This is a genomic window from Bradyrhizobium sp. HKCCYLRH3059, assembly GCF_051168035.1.
Taxonomy (GTDB): Bacteria; Pseudomonadota; Alphaproteobacteria; order Rhizobiales; family Xanthobacteraceae; genus Bradyrhizobium.
Genome location: NZ_JBNPUF010000003.1, coordinates 352,330 through 370,558, shown reverse-complemented (window position 1 = coordinate 370,558; position 18,229 = coordinate 352,330). Strand labels below are relative to the sequence as shown.

The following is an 18,229-nucleotide window of genomic DNA, read 5'->3' as shown; positions in this document are numbered from 1 at the left end:
CGCCGTCGATCCGGGATGCCTCTATTGTGGCCAATCTAGGAGAACGCATCATGAGCGTAACAGGCGTCACCGCGCTGGATCACACCATTCAGGAGACCAATCTCTGGCTCAAGGCGATCGAGGAGAAGCTGGAGCTCGGTAGTCGTCAACAGGCCTACAACGCGCTCCGGGCTGTTCTGCATGCGTTGCGCGATCGCGTACCTCCGGAGGTGGCGATCAAGCTTGGCGCCCAGCTGCCGATCCTTCTGCGCGGGATCTACTACGAGAACTGGCACGCGGCGGGAACGCCGACCAAGGAGCGACATGCCAGCGACTTCGCGGATCACGTCGCCATGGAGCTGCCCCAGCAGTTTCCCATCGCGCCGCTGACCGTCATTCGCGGGGTGTTCGAGATCGCGTGGGAGAAGCTCGATCCCGGTGAATTTGAGAAACTGATGCACCATCTGCCGGTGCAGCTCCGCGAATTGAAATCCTAATCCGGTCATCTGGCCCCGCCCGGCACGTCCGCCGCGCACTCAGCGACGGGACGCCTTCGTACCGGCCCAATCGCGTGTCGCCAGACCAGCGGCGATGCCGTCAGACCGTCGAATGGACCGCGCAGCCGGCCAAGTGAGCTTCCCAAGTGAGCTTCGATGTGCAGGGATCAGCGCTTTCCTGAGCAGCGAGCATTCATTTCCTGACTGCAAGAATGTAGAGGTAGCTCATGATCGCGTACACGTCCTCGTCGGAAAATTCGATTTGCGGCATGTCCCTGTGCTTCGACACCATGCCTTCCGACAGCTCCGCCTGCAACTCGCGCCGATTGAACCGGGCGTAGATATCGCGCATCGGCGGAGCATTCTCGAGCGGGCTTTCGCCAACCGATTTGATCGCATGACAGCGCCCGCATCTTTCCTGCAGGATGGTCCTGCCTCGTTGCGCGGCCTTGCTGAGGTTCGCGGCGTCCACGTTTGTCGGCCAACACGAGAGCAGTCCGACGAAGAGGCCCAGAGCCCGAAACTTGAAACGCCCCGACATGCGTCTGGCTCTCCGCGGCAATATAACAGCCCCGCCCGTTGCTCGAGTGCAAGCGAACTTAATAGCAGACCCGCACGTAATGCACATGCCGCCTGTGCCGGACAGCTCGGACATAGCAGTCGCCGTATCCGTACGGTCCCCAGAACGGACCTGGCCCCCAATACGGTGTCGGTGGGTAGTAATAGACTGGCCCCGGATAGCCGTAATAGGGATACGGCCCCCAATAGCCGCCGCCGAGGGCCGCGCCGAACAGCGCGCCGGCAGCCAGGCCGCCGACGATTCCCGCGGCAATGCGCCCGTTGCGAGCGTCGGCACCCGTGGGGGCAAGCAGCGCGAGGGTCAGGACGGCCGCGGTCGCAACCGTGCCAATCTTCTTCCCGAAGCTCATTTCACCCCTCCTGTGCTGTCATCTAAGATGAGCGCAACATCGCGTGCGCCACGTTGCGAAGGATCAAACAATCCGGCTAGCGCTTCAGCATTTTCTTCGCCCGCGACAAGGGTTGAGTGTTGATGACGTCTGCGGCTTCGAGCCAGCCTCGGCGCGCCTGATCGACGCCGAAACGCATGTTGGCGAATCCAGCCGTCGAATGTGCGTCCGTCGAGATCGCCAGCTTGACGCCCGCGGACTTGGCGGCATGAACATGGATATCGTTGAGATCGAGCCGGTCCGGGTCGGCGTTGAGCTCGAGATGACAGCCGCGCTCGCCCGCCGCCGCAATGACGGCTTCCATGTCGATCTCGTAAGGCTCGCGGTCCCCGATCAACCGTCCGGTCGGATGGCCGATAATCGAGACATGGCGATTGTCCATCGCCCGGATGATGCGCTCGGTCTGCATCTTGCGCGAGAGCTCGAACTTGTAGTGGACGGAAGCAACGACCAGATCGAGCCGCGACAGGATCTTGTCGGGCAGATCAAGCCGTCCGTCCGCCAGAATATCGACTTCGGCGCCTTTCAGCACCGTAAAGCCATCCAGCCGGTCGTTCAAACGATCGATCTCGTCGATCTGACGCGACAGACGTCCGGCATCGAGACCATGGGCGACAGTGACGTGTTGGCTATGGTCGGTCAGAGCCATATAGGCATAGCCTCTTGCCTTGGCGGCAGTCGCCATCTCGGCGATCGCGGCGGTGCCGTCGGTCCATTTGGAATGGACGTGCAGGTCGCCTCGAATATCGGACAGCGTAATCAGTTTCGGGAGCTTCTTTGCCTTTGCGAGCGCGATCTCGCCGCGATCCTCGCGCATCTCGGGCGGAATCAGGGGCAGCCCGAGCTTGCCATAGATCTCCTCCTCGGTTGCTCCGGCGATGCGCCGCTTGCCGGCGAACAGGCCATATTCGTTCAGCTTCCAGCCGTGATCGTTAGCGAGTCCGCGCAAGGAGATGTTGTGCGCCTTGGATCCGGTGAAATACATCAGCGCGGCGCCGTAGCTGGCCTCAGGAACAACGCGCAGGTCGACGTGCAGCCCGGAGCGCAGCACCACTGCCGTCCGCGTATCGCCATGAGCGAGCACATTGGCGACATTGTCGTATCGAGAGAGTCTCCCGCCGGCGGCGTGGCCGTCACGTGCCACCATCAAGATATCAAGATCACCGACGGTATCGCGCCTGCGACGGTAGCTTCCGGCGACGATCACCTGTCCATCGGTCGCGTCTGGCCTCAGATAAGTGAGGAGTGCTTCCGCTTCGGCTTCGGCCTCGGATAGTCGGAAGCGCCTCTCGGCTCGAGGCTTGGCCAACGCCGCGGTGAGCTTTTCCTCGCTCTTGGGACCGAAGCCCCGAAGCTCTCTCAGGCGACCCGACCTCACCGCGCGCCTGAGGTCCGCGAGTGACCGCACGCCCAGCTTGTCGTAGAGCGGTTTGACGCGTTTCGGACCCAAGCCCGGGAGTGCCGCGATCTCTCCGAGATCGCCGGGCAGTTCACGCTTGAGCTTGTCCAGCACATCGAAATGATGGGTCGCGACGATCGTTTCGATCTTTCCTGCCAGATCCTTGCCGATACCTGGCAGCTCGGAAAGATCCTCACCCGCCTTCAAGAGGTTGGTGATGCTCCTGGGCAGACGTTCAATCACCCGCGCAGCATTGCGATAGGCCCGCGAACGAAACGGATTGTCGCCTTTGATCTCGAGAAGTTCGGCGGTCTGGTCGAACATCTCTGCAATTTCGGCATTCTGTACCGGCATCGACGCACCTCCGTCGCTTGACAGGCTAGAGAGGGATCGAGCCGCTTCCCTTGATGCAGATCAGAATTCAGGGACGCGAGCCTATCCGGTCGGCGACAGCTGCCAGCTGTTCAAGATGGCTTGAAATCTGCACCGGATAGGGCGCGACCGCTTTGGAGGTTCTCAGCTCCGGAGGCAGCAGATCGAGCTGCCGGCGCGCGTGAGCCCGGATGTCGTGAAGTGAAGGTTGAGAGGCGATAGGGCGTCCGCCGAGCATCACCGCCTGGATCAGCGTTTCCCCCTCTTGTTGGTCCTCCTCGGTCGAAAGAATGTCTGCGAGCATGCGGCCCTTCCTGTCATACCGGCGCCAAACCTGCTTGCGGCCGGGCCAGGTGGCCTTTCCCGTCGAGCGCTTGCGACGGGGCAAGCCCGCATACTCCTGCAGCTTATAGGCACAGTCGAGTGCTGGCGCATCGGACGACGTGACGAGGCCCGTGCCGATGCCGATACCGTCGATCGGCGCCGCATCCCGAGCGAAGGCAATCAGGGTACCCTCCTCTATCCCGCCACTGACGAAGATGTCGGTGTCCTTGAGTCCGCCGGAATCCAGAATGCAGCGCACCTTCTTGGCGAGCGCAGACAGATCCCCGCTGTCAAGCCGCACGGCGCTGACCGCAATTCCAAGCTCCTTCAATCGGGGCGCCAGCATGACGACCTTCCTCGCGGCCGCCTCGGTGTCATAAGTGTCGATCAGCAGGACGAGATTCTCTGGCCTGGCGCGCGCAAACGCCTCGAATGCTGTAGCTTCGTCATCAAAGGATTGAACAAACGAATGCGCCATGGTGCCATAGGTCGGAATGCCGAATGACTTCTCGGCCAGGAGGGTTGCCGTACCGGAGAACCCAGCGACATAGCTCGCGCGGGCGGCCAGCAGCCCTGCCTCGGCACCATGGGAGCGACGCAAGCCAAAATCGACCAGGAGCTTGTCTGGCGCGAGTAAGACCATGCGCGCGGCCTTGGAGGCAATCAGCGTCTGAAAATGCAGGATGTTGATCAGGCGCGTCTCGACAAGCTGCGCCTCCGGTAAAGGAGCCGTAACCCTAAGGATCGGTTCGTTGCCAAAGAACACGGTGCCTTCCGGCATCGCGTGAACCTCGCCGGTGAAGCGGAAATTGGCGAGATAGTCGATCAACGACTTGCTGAACTTTTCCGTTCGCTCAAGCCAGCCGAGTTCGTCTTGCGAGAACCGTATGTTTTGCAGGAAGTCGAGCGCCTGCTCCAGTCCGGCCGCCATCAGGAAGCTGCGCTGAGGCGGCAGCTTGCGCACAAAGAACTCAAATACGGCTGTATCAGTCTGGCCCGATTCAAGATACGCTTCGATCATGGTCATCTGATACAGATCGGTTAGCAGCGCGCTCGGTAACGGGTCCATCGATGTCCTCGGCGCTCACATGACGTCAGCCATCCTGTCGATGTCTGCGCATCCCTATTTGACGCCGGTCAAGAGGCGGAAGCAAGTTGCCTCTATCCTCTTTGGTGGAAACGCCGCGGCGTCGCGAGCAAGGCGCGGCAGTGAGCGTCCGAGGCAAGAGCCATGCCCTATCGCACAAACATCGATCTTCCCCCTGCTGTTCGCGCTCACCTCCCATCGCACGCGCAGGACATCTATCGGGAAGCATTCAACCACGCCTTTGCCTCCCATGCGGAAGACGAACGGCAGGAAGAGATTGCTCACCGCACAGCCTGGGCAGCGGTGAAGCGATCCTACGTGAAGGTCGGCGACCGCTGGGAGCCGCTGCCCCACGACCATTAGGCGCCGGCTCGTCAGGAGGCGTGCATGGATCTGCTTGATGGAAACTGCCTCAAAGTGGCAATCACCTCGTCGTCGCTGACCTGATGAAAGTCGCGATAGAAATAGCCGATCGCGCCAAACTCCTGAGGCTCATGCAGACAGACGACGGCATCGACTTCCGCATGCAATTTCCTGATGGCGTCCGGCGGCGCGACCGGGACCGCAAGCACGAGCTCTTTCGGTTCCTGCTTCCGAACAGCCTTGATGGCGGCAAGCGTGGTTGCGCCTGTCGCAACGCCGTCATCGACGATGATCGCAACCTGCCCCTTGACTTCGGCGCGAGCCCGATCGCCCAGATAGCGCTTGCGGCGCCGTTCGATCTCAGCACGTTCCTCCCTGCAGACGACCTCAAATTCTTCGGAGGTGACGCCGGATAGCTCGATCACGTCCTGGTTACGTATGGTGGTCATGCCCTCACCATCCGCGATGGCGCCCATTGCGAGCTCCGGCTGCCCCGGCAGCCCGATCTTGCGGACCAGCAGCAGATCGAGTGGCGCATTGAGGGCTGCTGCGACTTCCGCCGCAACCGGCACGCCGCCGCGTGGCAGCGCAAGAACGACCGGGTGCCGCCCCTTGTATTTGAGCAGCGCCTCGGCGAGTTGCCGGCCGGCATCGGTTCGGTTCTGGAACAGCATGGCAGACCTCATGCGGAAGAGGGGCAGGATATGAGCCGGACAACCACTGCTATTGATCCGTATCAAGCTGCCGGCTGCCTCGATTGGCGATAGGCATCATATGCCCGGATGGCAGAATGAACCCTGGGGCGAGGACGCTGAGAATGGCAGCGCGACCGCTCTTGCTCGCAAGGTGGCGTTTCTCAGCCGGCCGGACAGTTATGTCCCGGTGCCCGACGCTGTGATCACGCGGGAGACCCACATGTCCTGGGTCTTCATGGTTGACGAGCGCGTCTACAAGCTCAAGAAGCCGGTTCATTTTCCATATCTCGATTTCTCCAGCCTTGAGCGCCGCGCAGAGGCCTGCCGCGCTGAGGTTTCGCTGAACCGAAGGCTGGCGCCCGACGTCTATCACGGCCTGGTGCCGCTGACGGCTGCGCCGGGTGGTTACGCCATCGGAGGAGGCGGACACATCGTTGATTGGCTCGTCGTCATGCGCCGGCTCGACGAAGGCCAAACACTCGAAGTCGGGCTTCGCGATCGCAAGGTCTCCCAGGCCCAGATCGATGGTTTGGCAAGTCGCTTGAGCCGCTTCTATTCGCATGCGCGCCGGATCATGATCAATCCGGAGAGCTACATGGTGACCCTGCAAAAGGCAGTTCTGGCGGATCGGCGAGGTTTGCTCGAGTCGGCCTTCGACCTGCCCCGCGGCACCATCGAGCGCATCGCCAACCTGCAATGCCGTTTCCTGCGGCAGCGGACCGATCTACTGGCGCAGCGGGTGCATCACCGGCTCGTCCTCGACGGCCATGGCGATCTGCGGCCGGAACATATCTGGTTGAGCCCTCCCTTCCCCATCATCGACTGCCTGGAGTTCAATGCCCGCTTGCGGACGTCGGATGCACTGGACGAAATTGCCTTCCTGCACTTGGAATGCGCTCGACTGGGAGGACCGTGGGTCGGTGAGAGGCTTCGGCGATATCTGGCCGTCCAGCTCAATGATGACCCGGCCAGCGGACTGTTCTTGTTCTATCGGATTGGCCGCGCCATGCTGCGCGCCAGGCTATCCATCGCTCATCTCGCCGACGCCCATCCACGGACGCCGGAAAAATGGCCGCGGCTGGCGCGCACCTATCTCAAACTTGCCAAGGCGGACGCAGCGCAGCTTGAGCGGCAGCTCACGGCGTGAGCCAGAATTTGAATTGCGGGGATCAATCCTGATACGGAAGCAGCTCCGTCAGCGGCTCGTTGTGGTGCAGCCGACGAATGGTCTCTCCGAGAAGGGGCGCCGCCGAGACAATCTCGAGCTTATCGCGAACCGCGCCCGGCGGAAGCCTGAACGGTGGCACGCTGTCGGTCGCGATGATGCGGCCGATCGCAGGGTCGGCGAGCGTCGTTGCCGCGCCCGGCATGAACAAGCCGTGCGCCACGCAAGCTATCACCTCTTCGGCCCCATGGGCACGGGCCGCCTTCGCCGCCCGCACCAGGGTTCCACCGCTGCTGATGAGATCATCCACGATCACGCACAGCGCGTTCGCCACCTCTCCGGCGAACAAGTCGCCCGAAACGACGCCGGAGCTGCGATGCTTCTCCACGAATGCCTTGCCGATCGGACGGCCGAGCGCTTTCCCCAGAACCTCGCGGAGCAGGTCCGCGCGCTTGCCGCCTCCGAGATCCGGCGAAACCACGGCAATCGGCCGATCAGCCGCGATCGCCTTGATCCTGCCGATCAAGAGCGGCGCCGTGCTCAGCGCTACCGATGGGCAACGGAACGCGTTCTCGAACGCGGCCTCGTTGTGAACTTCGAGGGTCACCACTGCGTCAACACCGATCGCCTCGAACATGGTCGCAAGATAACGGATCGTGACGGGGTCATTGGCCTTGGTGCGACGATCCTTTCGCGCATAGCACAGATACGGTGCGACCGCCGTCACCCGCGCAGCACCGGCATCCTTCAACGCTCCGACCAGGAACAGCAGCCGGCACAGCTTGTCGTTCGGACTCTCGTCAGGACCGCCATGGAGGCTATGCAGAACGTAGACGTCGCAGCCGGCGACAACTTCCAGCGGCCGCACCTTGTGTTCGCCGTCCTCGAAGCTGCGTTCTTCGACAGCGGCGAGACGGCATCCGAGCGCGTGAGCGATTTTTTCGCCAAGCCCTTCCGTGCCATGAAGACAGAACAAACGCAGGCGATCACCAATCATCGGTTACCTCCAACGTCAAACCTGCTCGCCGCTCGCGTCTCGGCCGCCGATCTAAGCCCGCAGCCCATGTTTCCCGAGCAATCTGACTGTGCTCGCCTGCGGTCCTTTTTCTCCGATCTCCTCGACGTAGCTTACGCGGGCGCCGGGCACGATGCTTGGTCCACCATCAACGACACTATTGCAGTTGAAATAGACTTCGTGGCCGTCGGCGGCTTCCAGAAAGCCGAACTGGCCGCTTGGATCGATACGCGCAACGGTTCCGATCGGTTGAGGCTCGTGCGTCTTGACATCGCCACGCATCAGTCGCGCCCGGTCCTGCAGTTGTCGACGCGCGCGTTTGAATGCGTTGTCCACGGCGAAGGTCAAGTCGACGTACCGTTCATCCAGCTTCGGGGTACGTCCAACGTGGACTTCCCGACCGTCGGGCAGCGCCAGCCGAACGCTCACCAGATATTGACCGCCGGTTTGGTGATGGCCGCCCGGACCTTTGACCATGACGCGCGCCGCGGTGATCCGGCCGAAGCGGCTCTCCAGTTCCGCGACATGTTGCTCAACGGCAGCCCGGATTTCAGCGGAGACGCGAATCCCTTCAAATTCGATTTGAACTGGTGTTTGCATTTCCGGCTCCTCTCCCGTGTCGAACTTATTGGACCACGGGAGCGAGGAGCAGCTTTGAGCAAGATCAACTTGCCTTTAGCGTTCTGGCTGCCACGCGATCACGATCAGCTCGCAGCAAACACGAAATCGTCTGCGCGATCGCTCGCGCAGACGCCAGGGCATCCGGAACCAATCAGCCGATCTCACCAGGGGCCGCCCCACGGACCGCCCCAGCCATAATAGCGATGCCGCCAATACGGACGGGCATAGTAGGGACGGCCGTAATACGGCCCGTAGCCGACGCCGACATAGCCGTAGGGCGGACCATAATAATAGGGATCGTCGTAGTAATAAGGCGATGCCGTCGCCGCGATCCCGGCGCCGAGAAGCGCGCCGGCCGCGAGCGCGCCTGCTCCCCAGCCCCAGCCGCCGCCACGCCAACCGCCACCACGCCAGCCGCCGCCATGCCAGCCGCCATAGCGGACCTGAACCGTGCTGAGCGGCGCAACGTCGGCCTTCGCCGCGGCCGACAGCGCAGTGACGGGTGCAGACAACGCCGGAGCGCTCGCTCCGGCCAGCAGCGCGCCGGACAGGGCCAGCGCTCCCACATAGTTCAAGCTTCGCATCGCAAGGACTCCTCGACCAAGGTCATCACGCATGACTGCCCGCGAAGGTCATCCGGCGCAGTCCTCCGCCGCGATCGCGGCGACGAGCAAATGAGTTGCTCGTCGCTACGAACCACCTGTCGGCGCGACTGTTCCATTGCAAAAGCGCGATCGCCGGCGAGACATCCCTTCAATGCCGGCCGAGATTGCTCGAGCTGCCGGAATTGTCGTCGCCGGAGCTCGGGCTGTTGTTGTCGAGCAAGCCGGTGGCGTCATTCGGCGCCGATGGCGTGCGCCCCGATCCGTTCCCCGCCGCACGGCTCCTGCCGCGCCCCACCCCATTCCGGTCGTCCCCGTCGCGTTTCCGGGTCCGCCCGGCGTTGAGGTTGTCGCGTCGCGGGAGGCGCCGGCGCTGCTGCCACCCGTGCCGCTGCTATCAGCCAAGGCGAGCTGCTCGACAACGCGAGCGCAGCAGCGGATGCGATCAAGGCCAATTTCATGAGGATGTCCTTCCTTAAGGAAGGACAACGCCGCCTCGGACGGGATGGTCCCGAAGGATCAGCTTCGCCGTTTGCGGCCCTGCGCTGCCGCGGCCTGCTTGCGCAGACCCTCGGCCGCGCTGCCGACGATCTCGGAAATCTGCATCAGTTGCTTGGCGAGCGGGCTGGTCTTGCGCCAGACCATGCCGACCGTGCGCTGCGGCTGCGGATCGGCGAAGCGCGCCAGCGACACCGACGCCGACCGCGTCTCGACGCCGACCGCCATCTCCGGAATCAACGTCACGCCCATGCCGGCGCCGACCATCTGCACCAGGGTCGACAGCGAGGAGGCATCGAGCATCTCGCGCGGCGCCTGCATGTTGCAGAACGACAGCGCCTGGTCGCGGAAGCAGTGCCCCTCCTCCAGCAACAGCAGCCGCATCTCGCGCAGCATCTCGCTGCTCGGCACCGCCGCGCCTTCATATTCCGGCGGCCGCACCAGCAGGAAGCTCTCCGCGAACAGCGCGACCTCGGTCAGCGACGGCTCCGACACTGGCAGCGCGACGATCGCGGCATCGAGCCGGCCCTCGACCAGTTCCTCGATCAGCTTCGGCGTCTTGGACTCGCGGACGTGGATGTCGATCTCGGGATGTCTGCGCGTCAGGTTCCCGATCACCTTGGGCAGCAGATAGGGCGCGATCGTCGGGATCATGCCGAGCCGCAGCCGGCCCGTGAGCTTGTCGCGCGAGGCGCGGGCGAAATCGCCGAGCTCATCGACCGAGCGCAGGATCTCGCGCACGCGCTCGGCGAGCTGCTCGCCGAATCGCGTCAGCACCACCTGGCGCGCATTGCGCTCCAGCAGCACGCCGCCAAGCGCGTCCTCCATCTCCTTGATCTGCATCGACAGCGCCGGCTGCGAGATCGCGCAGGCCTCCGCGGCGCGGCCGAAATGGCCGAGACGCGCCAGCGCATCGAAATAGCGAAGCTGCCGCATCGTCAAATGTATCATCAGTTTATCTTATCGTTCACCGCCGCGGAGTCAATTTTCCCTGACCACAATCTTGAGATGCAGCGGTCATGCACCGTGTCCATATGCGTTTGAATGGCGTCAGACCAGGTTCATCAGATAATCTTATCGTTGCGATCACCAATCTCAATTTCCCCTGATCGAAGCAGCCGCGTAGGGTCCCGGCTCCCACCCCAGGGGGGAACCATGACGATCACGTCAGGAGAGAAACATGGATGACGTCAGCAAGTGCCCGTTCTCGGGCGGCTTGAAGGGATTTTCGAACAAGGATTGGTGGCCGAACCAGCTCAATCTGTCGGTGCTGCATCAGCACTCGAACCTCTCCGATCCGCTCGGTGAGGCGTTCGATTATTCCAAGGAATTCAAGAGCCTCGATCTCGACGCGCTGGTCAAGGACCTGCACGCGCTGATGACCGATTCGCAGGACTGGTGGCCGGCCGATTTCGGCCATTACGGTCCGCTGTTCATCCGCATGGCCTGGCACGCCGCCGGCACCTATCGCATTGGCGACGGCCGTGGCGGTGCCGGCACCGGCCAGCAGCGCTTCGCGCCGCTGAACAGCTGGCCTGACAACGCCAACCTCGACAAGGCCCGCCGCCTGCTGTGGCCGATCAAGCAGAAGTACGGCCAGAAGATCTCCTGGGCCGACCTGTTCGTGCTGACCGGCAACGTCGCGCTGGAATCGATGGGGTTCAAGACCTTCGGCTTCGGCGGCGGCCGCGCCGATACCTGGGAGCCCGAGCAGGACATCTATTGGGGCCCCGAGGGCAAGTGGCTCGCCGACGAGCGCTACAGCGGCGACCGCGAGCTCGCAGGCTCGCTCGCTGCCGTGCAGATGGGCCTCATCTACGTCAACCCGGAAGGCCCGAACGGCAATCCCGATCCGCTGGCTGCCGCGCGCGACATCCGCGAGACCTTCGCCCGCATGGCGATGAACGACGAAGAGACGGTGGCGCTGATCGCCGGCGGTCACACCTTCGGCAAGACCCACGGCGCGGGTGATGCGTCGCTGGTCGGGGCCGAGCCGGAAGGCGCCGACATCGCGCAGCAGGGTCTCGGCTGGGCCAGCAAGTACGGCTCGGGCAAGGGCGGCGATACCATCACCTCCGGCCTCGAAGTGATCTGGACGACGACGCCGACCAAGTGGAGCAACAACTTCTTCTGGAATCTGTTCGGCTACGAATGGGAGCTGACCAAGAGCCCGGCCGGCGCGCATCAGTGGAAGCCGAAGCACGGCGCCGGCGCCAACACGGTACCGGACGCGCATGACAAGTCGAAGCGGCATGCGCCGTCGATGCTCACCACCGACCTCGCGCTGCGCTTCGATCCGGCCTACGAGAAGATCTCGCGCCGCTTCCTGGAGAACCCGGATCAGTTCGCCGACGCCTTCGCCCGCGCCTGGTTCAAGCTGACCCATCGCGACATGGGTCCGAAGGTGCGTTACCTTGGCCCGCTGGTGCCGAAGGAGGATCTGATCTGGCAGGATCCGGTGCCGGCCCTCGATCATCCCGTTGTCGACGACAAGGACGTCGCGGCGCTCAAGGCGAAGATCCTCGCCTCGGGTCTGTCGGTGTCGCAACTGGTGTCGACGGCCTGGGCCTCAGCCTCGACCTTCCGCGGCTCGGACAAGCGCGGCGGCGCCAATGGCGCGCGCATTCGCCTGGCTCCGCAGAAGGACTGGGCGGTCAACAACCCGGCCGAACTCGCCAAGGTGCTCTCGACGCTCGAGGCCATCCAGAAGGAGTTCAACGCGCAGGCCTCCGGCGGCAAGAAGATCTCGCTCGCCGACCTGATCGTGCTGGCCGGCAATGCCGGCGTCGAGGCGGCCGCCAAGAAGGCCGGCGTCGAGGTGACCGTGCCGTTCGCGCCCGGCCGCACCGATGCCTCGCAGGAGCAGACCGACGTCGAGTCGTTCGCGGTGCTCGAACCGACCCATGACGGCTTCCGCAACTATCTCAGCGGCAAGCAGTGGCTGTCGGGCGAGGAGCTGCTGGTCGACAAGGCGCAACTGCTCACCTTGACCGCGCCGGAGATGACCGTGCTGGTCGGCGGCCTGCGCGTGCTCGGCGCCAACGCCAACGGCTCCAAGCATGGCGTGTTCACCGAGCAGACCGAGACGCTCTCCAACGACTTCTTCGCCAACCTGCTCGACATGGGCGTGGCCTGGCGTCCGGTCGATCAGGGCGAGCACACCTTCGAGGGCCGCGACCGCAAGTCCGGCGCGATCAAGTGGACGGCGACCCGCGCCGACCTGATCTTCGGCTCGCACTCGCAGTTGCGCGCGCTGGCCGAGGTCTATGCCAGCTCGGATGCCAAGCAGAAGTTCGTCAAGGACTTCGTCGCCGCCTGGACCAAGGTGATGAACCTCGACCGGTTCGATCTGAAGGCCTGAGGCGACAAGCCGACTGACCGACACCAAAGAGAAGCGGCGCTTCAGTGATGAAGCGCCGCTTCTTTCATTGGACATGTCTATCAGTCGCGGGCCCGTCAGCGCGCCGCGGCCGAGCCGCCGCCGTCGATCTGGCGGCCCATCAGCGCGATCGCCTTCTGATAGACGCCGGCGGCGTTCCAGGCCTCGATGGCGGCGAAGTTCGGCTCGCCCGGCTGATAGCCGGCGCCTGCCTTCCAGCCGTTGGCGCGCAGGAAGTTCGCGGTCGAGGCCAGCGCGTTGGCGGCGACGTCGAGATTGCCGACGCCGTAAGCGAGGATGTTCTTCGGCATGAATTGCGTCTGCCCGACCTCGCCATGCATCGAGCCGCGGGTGTTGCCCGAGAGCACGCCGCGGTCGATCAGCTTGAGCGCGGCATAGAGCTGGTCGGTGAAGAACTCCGGACGGCGGCAGTCATAGGCGAGCGTCGCGATCGACGACAGCATGTGCTGATTGCCGCGCTGGCTGCCGAACGCGCTCTCCATGCCCCAGATCGCGATCAGCGGTCCGGGCGGCACGCCGTAGCGCTGCTCGATCGAGGCGAACATCGCCGCCTGCGACTGCTTGAGCTGGCGGCCGCGCGCGACGATCGCAGCAGCCCCGCGCTTGGCGAGGAACTGATCGAGCGACAGCGAGAAGCTGCGCTGGCCGCGATCGGCGGCGATCGTCGCGGAGGCGTAGTTGGTCTGCATCAGCGCGGCGATCGCGGCGCCGCCGACGCCCTTCGCCCGCGCCTCCTCGCTGAATTCGCGCTTCCACGCCTCGAACCCCGCCGGCGACGAACCGCACTGCGCCGCCTGCGCAACGCCGCCGCAGGCTGCGAGCAGCGTCGCGACGGTGAACGTGAAGGTGATCATGGCCCGGCGCTTAATCATTCAGACTCCTCTGGTCGCGTCCGCCGATGCGGCCTGCATCGTGACCCCTGTCGGGACATCGGACGCCGCTGCGCGGCAATATCGGCCGCTCCCGGTTGAAACGGCGACAACCTATCGGAAATGGAAGAAAATCATAGCCGGCGGCGTATTAGCCGCAGATGAACGCGCCGAGCACCCGTGATTGCGCAGCCGGCCATCGACATGCGTGGCCGTGCGGGTTCCAAGGATGCAGCTCCCGCAATCGTGATCAGCGCCATCTACATCATCATGACCGGCCGGACGTCCACCGGTTTCCAGCCGGTCGAAAACAGCGCCAAGGCGATCGCGATCCGCTCGCTGGCCATGAAGAGCAAACGCGAGATCCAGAGCTATCTCCCGCCACCTATCAGTTCGCCAGGCACAATGGCTTGGCCTTCAACATGACGGCGATCGCCCCTCCATCCCCGAGGGCCACGGCGTCGGCTTCGACACCGACTACATGACGCCGCCGGTACCGTAACCTTGACATATACGCTGCCCTTAATTATAAAACGATACAGTTTCGTTTTACCACAACCGTTTTCCGAGGGAATGCTCTACAAGCACCGACCGAGATCGGAGACAGCAGGCCGTCATGAAACGAATCATTCTGTTGACCTTGATCCTGCTGTCATGGGCGCCCCTGGCGCACGCGGTCGCCGGGACCGGCTCCGGCATGCAGACCGAGAGGGATCCGTCAGCCTCCACCGATCCGGCACTGAGCCAGGAGACGATCGATCGCGAGCTCGACAAGTTCCGGCGGACGGAGGTGTCACTGCACCAGGCGCTGCGGATCGCCGAAAGGATTCATCCGGGCTCCAAGACCGCGGACATCAGCTTCGAGGGTGGGCTCGACGCGCCCGTCTACAAGGTCCGAACCCTGCAGAGCGGACGGATCTGGGAATCCGACATCGACGGCACCACGGCGAAGGTGCGCAACAGCGTGCTGTTCTCCACTGTGGATGGACTGAGCGAAAGCGATCGTAACAGCCTGGCTGCCCTCACCACGGTCCGGCTCAAGATGTCGGATGCGATTCGGATCGCCGAGCGCTCGGCGGCCGGCCGGGCGATCAGTGGCGGCCTGATGAACAAGGACGGCAAGCTCGCCTTCGTCGTGGTCGTCGTCAGCGGCAACGATCTCAAGCAGGTGACGCTCGAACCGTCATCGCTCCGGCGACGCTGATCGCGCTGCTCAGACCTTCGGCTGCAGCGCCAGGAACGTCTTGACCCGGTCACGGACGAAGCCGGGCAGCTCCCTGCGGATCGTCCTTTCGCTCTCGCCCATGAGCGAGCGCATGATCACCGGCATGACGATCAGATCGATGAAGATCTCGGCAGAAACGGCCGACGCCTTCGACGGCGTCCGGCGAGCGGTCGTGGCCGAGGCGCCGATCGTCTCGCCGAGCAGCACCGCCACAGCATGGGTGGCCCGCTTGCGCGAGACGTCATGAAACTGACAACTGAGATCGGGAAACCGGTAAGCCTCCCCGATCGTGACCCGTAACAATCCCAGCGAGTCCTTCAGCGCGCGATCGACGATGGCGATGGCCAGTCCAACCAGCTTTTCCTGTGCGGTGCCGGCCACCGGCGTGTAGGACCCAAGATTCATCACGTCGTTGATGGAGCGCGCGACGACGGCGGCAAACAAGGCGGCCTTGCCGGTGTATCGGGCATAAATCGTCGGCTTGCTGGCGGGGGCGCGCTCGGCGATCTCGTCGATGCTGGCGCCGTCAAAGCCGCGCTCGAGAAACACCGCGCGCGCAGCGTCCAGAATACGTTCCTCGATATTTCCAGCCAGCGCCTTCGGCGGCCGTCCCACCCGCCCGCGAAACGCTTCCGTGCGTGCAACGTCCGTACGTTTCAATTTGGCCTGCGTGCGGGCCATACTCAACGACCTCGACTCGACATGAAGATATGTCGTCAAGGGATTACACGTTCTTGTCGAGACGGCAATAGAACGACCACGCCACGCGGCTATGCGCATGGTGGCGTACATAATCGGCAACGCATCAGCACAAACACCTCAAAATACCTCAGGTAACAAGCTCCCCGAGATCGTCGAACACGGCAAGCGCACCGTCGAACGCGTCGTCATGAAAGTAGAGGCTGCGCGTGATCAGCACGGGAACGCCGGCGCGGGTCGCAGCCATCAACCCGTTACCGGAGTCCTCGATCGCGATGCAACTGGCCGCGGGTAGATCGAGCTGCGACAAGACCTCCAGGTAGACATCGGGCGCAGGCTTCTTGCGCACGACATCGTCGGCCGCCACGACGGCGGCAAATCCTGCCTCCCAGTTCGCGCCCAGCGCGGGCGCCAACAGGGCATCGATATTGGCGCGCGTGGTGGTCGTCGCGATCGCGAGCCGCTGCCCGCGGGCCGAGGCAGCCTCCAGTAATGCTTGAACGCCCGGGCGCAACGGGCAGCCCTTGTCGGCCATCAGCGCGGCAAACCGCTCCGTCTTGATGCGATGAAGCCGGGCAACGACGGCGTCGCTGAGCGGCGGACCCGTGCGCCGCATCTGGTCGAACGCACGGACGCGCTCCTTGCCACCGGTGACACGCAGCAGCTCCTTGTAGATGCGGCGGCCCCAGTGCCAGTCGATGCCCACCGCGACGAACGCCTCGTTGAAGGCCTCGCGATGGATCTCCTCGGTCTCGGCCATCGTGCCGTCGACGTCGAAGATCAGTGCGCCGGCGTCGGCGATGCGGCGCCGGAGGTCGTCGAGCGGCGCGTTCCTCACCAGAGCCAGACTCATGGTTGCACCTCCACCCTGCCGTCTCCCGCGTCGGCCCCCTTGGCGAACACGCGGCTTGCCAGCACGTCGCTGGCTTCGATCGACATCACGTCATCGGACGTCAGCACGCGGTCGAGCCGCGACACCAGCCGGTTGGCCTGGCGCAGGCGGATCCGATCCAGCGCGTTGCGGATCGAGCGCGCGTTGGAGAACATGGGCTGGGTGCGCCGGACGGCGATGTATCTTTCGAAAGCGGCGCGGGCCTCCGGCGTGAAGCGATAATTCTGCCCTTCCAGCATCATCTCGGAGATCGTCAGCAGCTCGGCCTCCGAATAGTCGGGGAAGTCGATGTGATGGGCGATGCGCGAGCGGAAGCCGGGATTGCTCTGGAAGAACTTCTCCATCCGGTCGGCATAGCCGGCAAGAATGACCACGAGATCCTCGCGCTGCGACTCCATGATCTGCAGCAGGATCTCGATCGACTCCTGGCCGTAGTCGCGCTCGTTCTCGGGACGGTAGAGATAATAGGCCTCGTCGATGAACAGGACGCCCCCCATCGCCTTCTTCAGCACCTCCTTGGTCTTCGGCGCGGTGTGGCCGATATACTGGCCGACGAGGTCGTCGCGGGTGACGCTGATGACGTGGCCGCGGCGCACGAAGCCGAGCCGGTGCAGGATGCCGGCCATGCGCAGCGCGACCGTGGTCTTGCCGGTGCCGGGATTGCCGGTGAACGACATGTGCAGGGTCGGAAACGTCGTCGCCAGCCCCATCTTGCGGCGGATCCGCTCCATCATCAGCAGCGACGCGATCTCGCGGATTCGCGTCTTGACCGGGGTGAGCCCGACCAGCTCGCGGTCGAGCTGCTCCAGCACCGGCGCAATATCGACGCTCTCGAACTCGCGGCGCAGGTCGACGGTGTCGACCGGCGTCGCCTCGGTGGTGTCCGTCTGCGTGGCCTGCATCATCGACTGGTGCTCCGTTCTGGACGTTCGCATCAGATCGCCGTGCGTTCGATTGCGAACCTGGCAACAACGAAGCAACGGCAAATACAAGGTGATATGGCCGCTCCGGGCGGAGATCCCTGCCACGCCGCAGACCCGCAGACGCAGCAGCGACCTCCGCCCGCCAGGGATCAGTAACGCTGGCCTTCCGGGCGCTCGGCCGCGTAGGACCGCGTCGAATAACGCTGATTGCGCCCGACGGTTTCCTGCCGGTCGAGCCGGAAGCCCGGCTCGTTCTGCGGCCGGTTGACGATGAAGGACAACCGGGTCGATTCCCAGCCATGGCTGGAATCGAAGGCCGAGATGCGGATGTAGCGGTCGCCGTAGATCTTCCGGCACTCGGTCAGCTCGCGCATGATGCCGGCAGCGTCACGCAGGTCGAACATCGGCAGGCCCCACATCTCCCAATAGGTGTTGCGGGGATGCGGATCGTCGGTGAACTCGATGTTCACGGCCCAATTCTTCTCGAGGCAATACTGGATCTGAGCGGAGATCTGCTCGTCGGTCAGATCGGGCAGGAAAGAAAAGCAACCCTGGGTCACGCGCATGTTGATGTCTCCTGATATCGCTGAAACGGGCGAGCCGGTGTCCGGCTCGCATCGCGGCGTCGCATCGAAC

At 63.8% G+C, this 18,229-nt stretch carries 20 protein-coding genes; 6 read left to right on the top strand and 14 right to left on the bottom strand.

All coding sequences use genetic code 11. The annotated features are described in order from the left end of the window. The first annotated feature begins 50 nt into the window (after nt 1-50). Nucleotides 51-476, top strand: coding sequence for a DUF2267 domain-containing protein (locus tag ACQR13_RS12505; RefSeq protein WP_316169622.1), 426 nt, complete (start codon nt 51-53; stop codon nt 474-476). Between the two features lie 193 nt (nt 477-669). On the opposite strand, the gene ACQR13_RS12500 is transcribed toward ACQR13_RS12505, so the two are convergent. The 4 genes from ACQR13_RS12500 to ACQR13_RS12485 all read right to left on the bottom strand — a co-directional run bounded on the left by ACQR13_RS12500 (nt 670) and on the right by ACQR13_RS12485 (nt 4,608). Then, entirely contained in the window at nt 670-1,017 is a 348-nt protein-coding gene (locus tag ACQR13_RS12500) for a c-type cytochrome (RefSeq protein WP_315718648.1), read from the bottom strand. Nucleotides 1,018-1,075: 58 nt separating this feature from the next. After that, nucleotides 1,076-1,405, bottom strand: a complete 330-nt coding sequence (locus ACQR13_RS12495; RefSeq protein ID WP_434862868.1) for a hypothetical protein — start codon at nt 1,403-1,405, stop codon at nt 1,076-1,078. A gap of 76 nt (nt 1,406-1,481) precedes the next feature. Continuing rightward, on the bottom strand, nt 1,482-3,197 hold the full coding sequence (gene polX, locus ACQR13_RS12490) for a DNA polymerase/3'-5' exonuclease PolX (RefSeq protein WP_434862867.1): 1,716 nt from the start codon (nt 3,195-3,197) through the stop codon (nt 1,482-1,484). A gap of 67 nt (nt 3,198-3,264) precedes the next feature. After that, nucleotides 3,265-4,608 carry a nicotinate phosphoribosyltransferase gene (locus ACQR13_RS12485; RefSeq protein ID WP_434862866.1) on the bottom strand — a complete coding sequence of 448 codons (1,344 nt, stop codon included), beginning with the start codon at nt 4,606-4,608 and terminating at the stop codon, nt 3,265-3,267. Nucleotides 4,609-4,770: 162 nt separating this feature from the next. Here ACQR13_RS12485 and ACQR13_RS12480 point away from each other — a divergent pair, with 162 nt between their 5' ends. Further along, nucleotides 4,771-4,989, top strand: a complete 219-nt coding sequence (locus ACQR13_RS12480) for a ChaB family protein (protein ID WP_315714354.1) — start codon at nt 4,771-4,773, stop codon at nt 4,987-4,989. A gap of 11 nt (nt 4,990-5,000) precedes the next feature. On the opposite strand, the gene ACQR13_RS12475 is transcribed toward ACQR13_RS12480, so the two are convergent. Further along, nucleotides 5,001-5,663, bottom strand: coding sequence for a phosphoribosyltransferase (locus tag ACQR13_RS12475; RefSeq protein WP_315714353.1), 663 nt, complete (start codon nt 5,661-5,663; stop codon nt 5,001-5,003). 52 nt (nt 5,664-5,715) lie between these two features. On the opposite strand from ACQR13_RS12475, the gene ACQR13_RS12470 reads away from it, so the two are divergent. Beyond that, entirely contained in the window at nt 5,716-6,831 is a 1,116-nt protein-coding gene (locus ACQR13_RS12470) for a hypothetical protein (RefSeq protein ID WP_315827734.1), read from the top strand. A gap of 22 nt (nt 6,832-6,853) precedes the next feature. Here the strand turns inward: ACQR13_RS12470 and ACQR13_RS12465 are convergent, their stop codons facing one another. The 4 genes from ACQR13_RS12465 to ACQR13_RS12450 all read right to left on the bottom strand — a co-directional run bounded on the left by ACQR13_RS12465 (nt 6,854) and on the right by ACQR13_RS12450 (nt 10,536). Next, a complete protein-coding gene (locus ACQR13_RS12465; RefSeq protein ID WP_315714351.1) occupies nt 6,854-7,846 on the bottom strand; it encodes a ribose-phosphate diphosphokinase in 993 nt (330 codons plus the stop codon). A gap of 51 nt (nt 7,847-7,897) precedes the next feature. Then, nucleotides 7,898-8,464 (bottom strand): HPF/RaiA family ribosome-associated protein, encoded by a 567-nt coding sequence (locus tag ACQR13_RS12460; protein ID WP_315714350.1) that lies wholly within the window; start codon nt 8,462-8,464, stop codon nt 7,898-7,900. Between the two features lie 182 nt (nt 8,465-8,646). Further along, nucleotides 8,647-9,069, bottom strand: coding sequence for a hypothetical protein (locus ACQR13_RS12455; protein WP_315827733.1), 423 nt, complete (start codon nt 9,067-9,069; stop codon nt 8,647-8,649). Between the two features lie 537 nt (nt 9,070-9,606). Further along, nucleotides 9,607-10,536 (bottom strand): hydrogen peroxide-inducible genes activator, encoded by a 930-nt coding sequence (locus tag ACQR13_RS12450; RefSeq protein WP_315714347.1) that lies wholly within the window; start codon nt 10,534-10,536, stop codon nt 9,607-9,609. Between the two features lie 229 nt (nt 10,537-10,765). On the opposite strand from ACQR13_RS12450, the gene katG reads away from it, so the two are divergent. Continuing rightward, nucleotides 10,766-12,946, top strand: coding sequence for a catalase/peroxidase HPI (gene katG, locus ACQR13_RS12445; RefSeq protein ID WP_315714346.1), 2,181 nt, complete (start codon nt 10,766-10,768; stop codon nt 12,944-12,946). 95 nt (nt 12,947-13,041) lie between these two features. Here the strand turns inward: katG and ACQR13_RS12440 are convergent, their stop codons facing one another. Further along, a complete protein-coding gene (locus ACQR13_RS12440; RefSeq protein WP_409977953.1) occupies nt 13,042-13,857 on the bottom strand; it encodes a lytic murein transglycosylase in 816 nt (271 codons plus the stop codon). A gap of 177 nt (nt 13,858-14,034) precedes the next feature. Here ACQR13_RS12440 and ACQR13_RS12435 point away from each other — a divergent pair, with 177 nt between their 5' ends. Together ACQR13_RS12435 and ACQR13_RS12430 are read left to right on the top strand one after the other, a co-directional pair. Further along, nucleotides 14,035-14,280 (top strand): hypothetical protein, encoded by a 246-nt coding sequence (locus ACQR13_RS12435; protein ID WP_434862865.1) that lies wholly within the window; start codon nt 14,035-14,037, stop codon nt 14,278-14,280. Nucleotides 14,281-14,470: 190 nt separating this feature from the next. Next, nucleotides 14,471-15,058, top strand: coding sequence for a PepSY domain-containing protein (locus tag ACQR13_RS12430; protein ID WP_315714344.1), 588 nt, complete (start codon nt 14,471-14,473; stop codon nt 15,056-15,058). Nucleotides 15,059-15,067: 9 nt separating this feature from the next. Here ACQR13_RS12430 and ACQR13_RS12425 read toward each other — a convergent pair whose 3' ends face one another. The 4 genes from ACQR13_RS12425 to ACQR13_RS12410 form a co-directional block, all read right to left on the bottom strand. Beyond that, on the bottom strand, nt 15,068-15,760 hold the full coding sequence (locus tag ACQR13_RS12425) for a TetR/AcrR family transcriptional regulator (protein WP_315714343.1): 693 nt from the start codon (nt 15,758-15,760) through the stop codon (nt 15,068-15,070). A 148-nt stretch (nt 15,761-15,908) separates the two neighbouring features. Further along, nucleotides 15,909-16,631: an HAD-IA family hydrolase gene (locus ACQR13_RS12420; RefSeq protein ID WP_315714342.1), complete on the bottom strand. Its 723-nt coding sequence runs from the start codon at nt 16,629-16,631 to the stop codon at nt 15,909-15,911. Continuing rightward, nucleotides 16,628-17,572 (bottom strand): CbbX protein, encoded by a 945-nt coding sequence (gene cbbX, locus ACQR13_RS12415; protein WP_434844558.1) that lies wholly within the window; start codon nt 17,570-17,572, stop codon nt 16,628-16,630. The genes ACQR13_RS12420 and cbbX overlap by 4 nt, the downstream gene beginning before the upstream one ends. A gap of 170 nt (nt 17,573-17,742) precedes the next feature. Continuing rightward, complete coding sequence (locus ACQR13_RS12410; RefSeq protein ID WP_315714341.1) at nt 17,743-18,159, bottom strand: ribulose bisphosphate carboxylase small subunit; 417 nt, start codon at nt 18,157-18,159, stop codon at nt 17,743-17,745. Nucleotides 18,160-18,229: the final 70 nt, after the last annotated feature.

Coding starts and splice junctions, on each gene's coding strand:
- ACQR13_RS12505 (WP_316169622.1), top strand. CDS start 51: ATGAGCGTAACAGGCGTCACCGCGCTGGATCACACCATTCAGGAGACC.
- ACQR13_RS12500 (WP_315718648.1), bottom strand. CDS start 1,017: ATGTCGGGGCGTTTCAAGTTTCGGGCTCTGGGCCTCTTCGTCGGACTG.
- ACQR13_RS12495 (WP_434862868.1), bottom strand. CDS start 1,405: ATGAGCTTCGGGAAGAAGATTGGCACGGTTGCGACCGCGGCCGTCCTG.
- polX (WP_434862867.1), bottom strand. CDS start 3,197: ATGCCGGTACAGAATGCCGAAATTGCAGAGATGTTCGACCAGACCGCC.
- ACQR13_RS12485 (WP_434862866.1), bottom strand. CDS start 4,608: ATGGACCCGTTACCGAGCGCGCTGCTAACCGATCTGTATCAGATGACC.
- ACQR13_RS12480 (WP_315714354.1), top strand. CDS start 4,771: ATGCCCTATCGCACAAACATCGATCTTCCCCCTGCTGTTCGCGCTCAC.
- ACQR13_RS12475 (WP_315714353.1), bottom strand. CDS start 5,663: ATGCTGTTCCAGAACCGAACCGATGCCGGCCGGCAACTCGCCGAGGCG.
- ACQR13_RS12465 (WP_315714351.1), bottom strand. CDS start 7,846: ATGATTGGTGATCGCCTGCGTTTGTTCTGTCTTCATGGCACGGAAGGG.
- ACQR13_RS12460 (WP_315714350.1), bottom strand. CDS start 8,464: ATGCAAACACCAGTTCAAATCGAATTTGAAGGGATTCGCGTCTCCGCT.
- ACQR13_RS12455 (WP_315827733.1), bottom strand. CDS start 9,069: ATGCGAAGCTTGAACTATGTGGGAGCGCTGGCCCTGTCCGGCGCGCTG.
- ACQR13_RS12450 (WP_315714347.1), bottom strand. CDS start 10,536: ATGATACATTTGACGATGCGGCAGCTTCGCTATTTCGATGCGCTGGCG.
- katG (WP_315714346.1), top strand. CDS start 10,766: ATGGATGACGTCAGCAAGTGCCCGTTCTCGGGCGGCTTGAAGGGATTT.
- ACQR13_RS12440 (WP_409977953.1), bottom strand. CDS start 13,857: ATGATTAAGCGCCGGGCCATGATCACCTTCACGTTCACCGTCGCGACG.
- ACQR13_RS12430 (WP_315714344.1), top strand. CDS start 14,471: ATGAAACGAATCATTCTGTTGACCTTGATCCTGCTGTCATGGGCGCCC.
- ACQR13_RS12425 (WP_315714343.1), bottom strand. CDS start 15,760: ATGGCCCGCACGCAGGCCAAATTGAAACGTACGGACGTTGCACGCACG.
- ACQR13_RS12420 (WP_315714342.1), bottom strand. CDS start 16,631: ATGAGTCTGGCTCTGGTGAGGAACGCGCCGCTCGACGACCTCCGGCGC.
- cbbX (WP_434844558.1), bottom strand. CDS start 17,572: ATGCAGGCCACGCAGACGGACACCACCGAGGCGACGCCGGTCGACACC.
- ACQR13_RS12410 (WP_315714341.1), bottom strand. CDS start 18,159: ATGCGCGTGACCCAGGGTTGCTTTTCTTTCCTGCCCGATCTGACCGAC.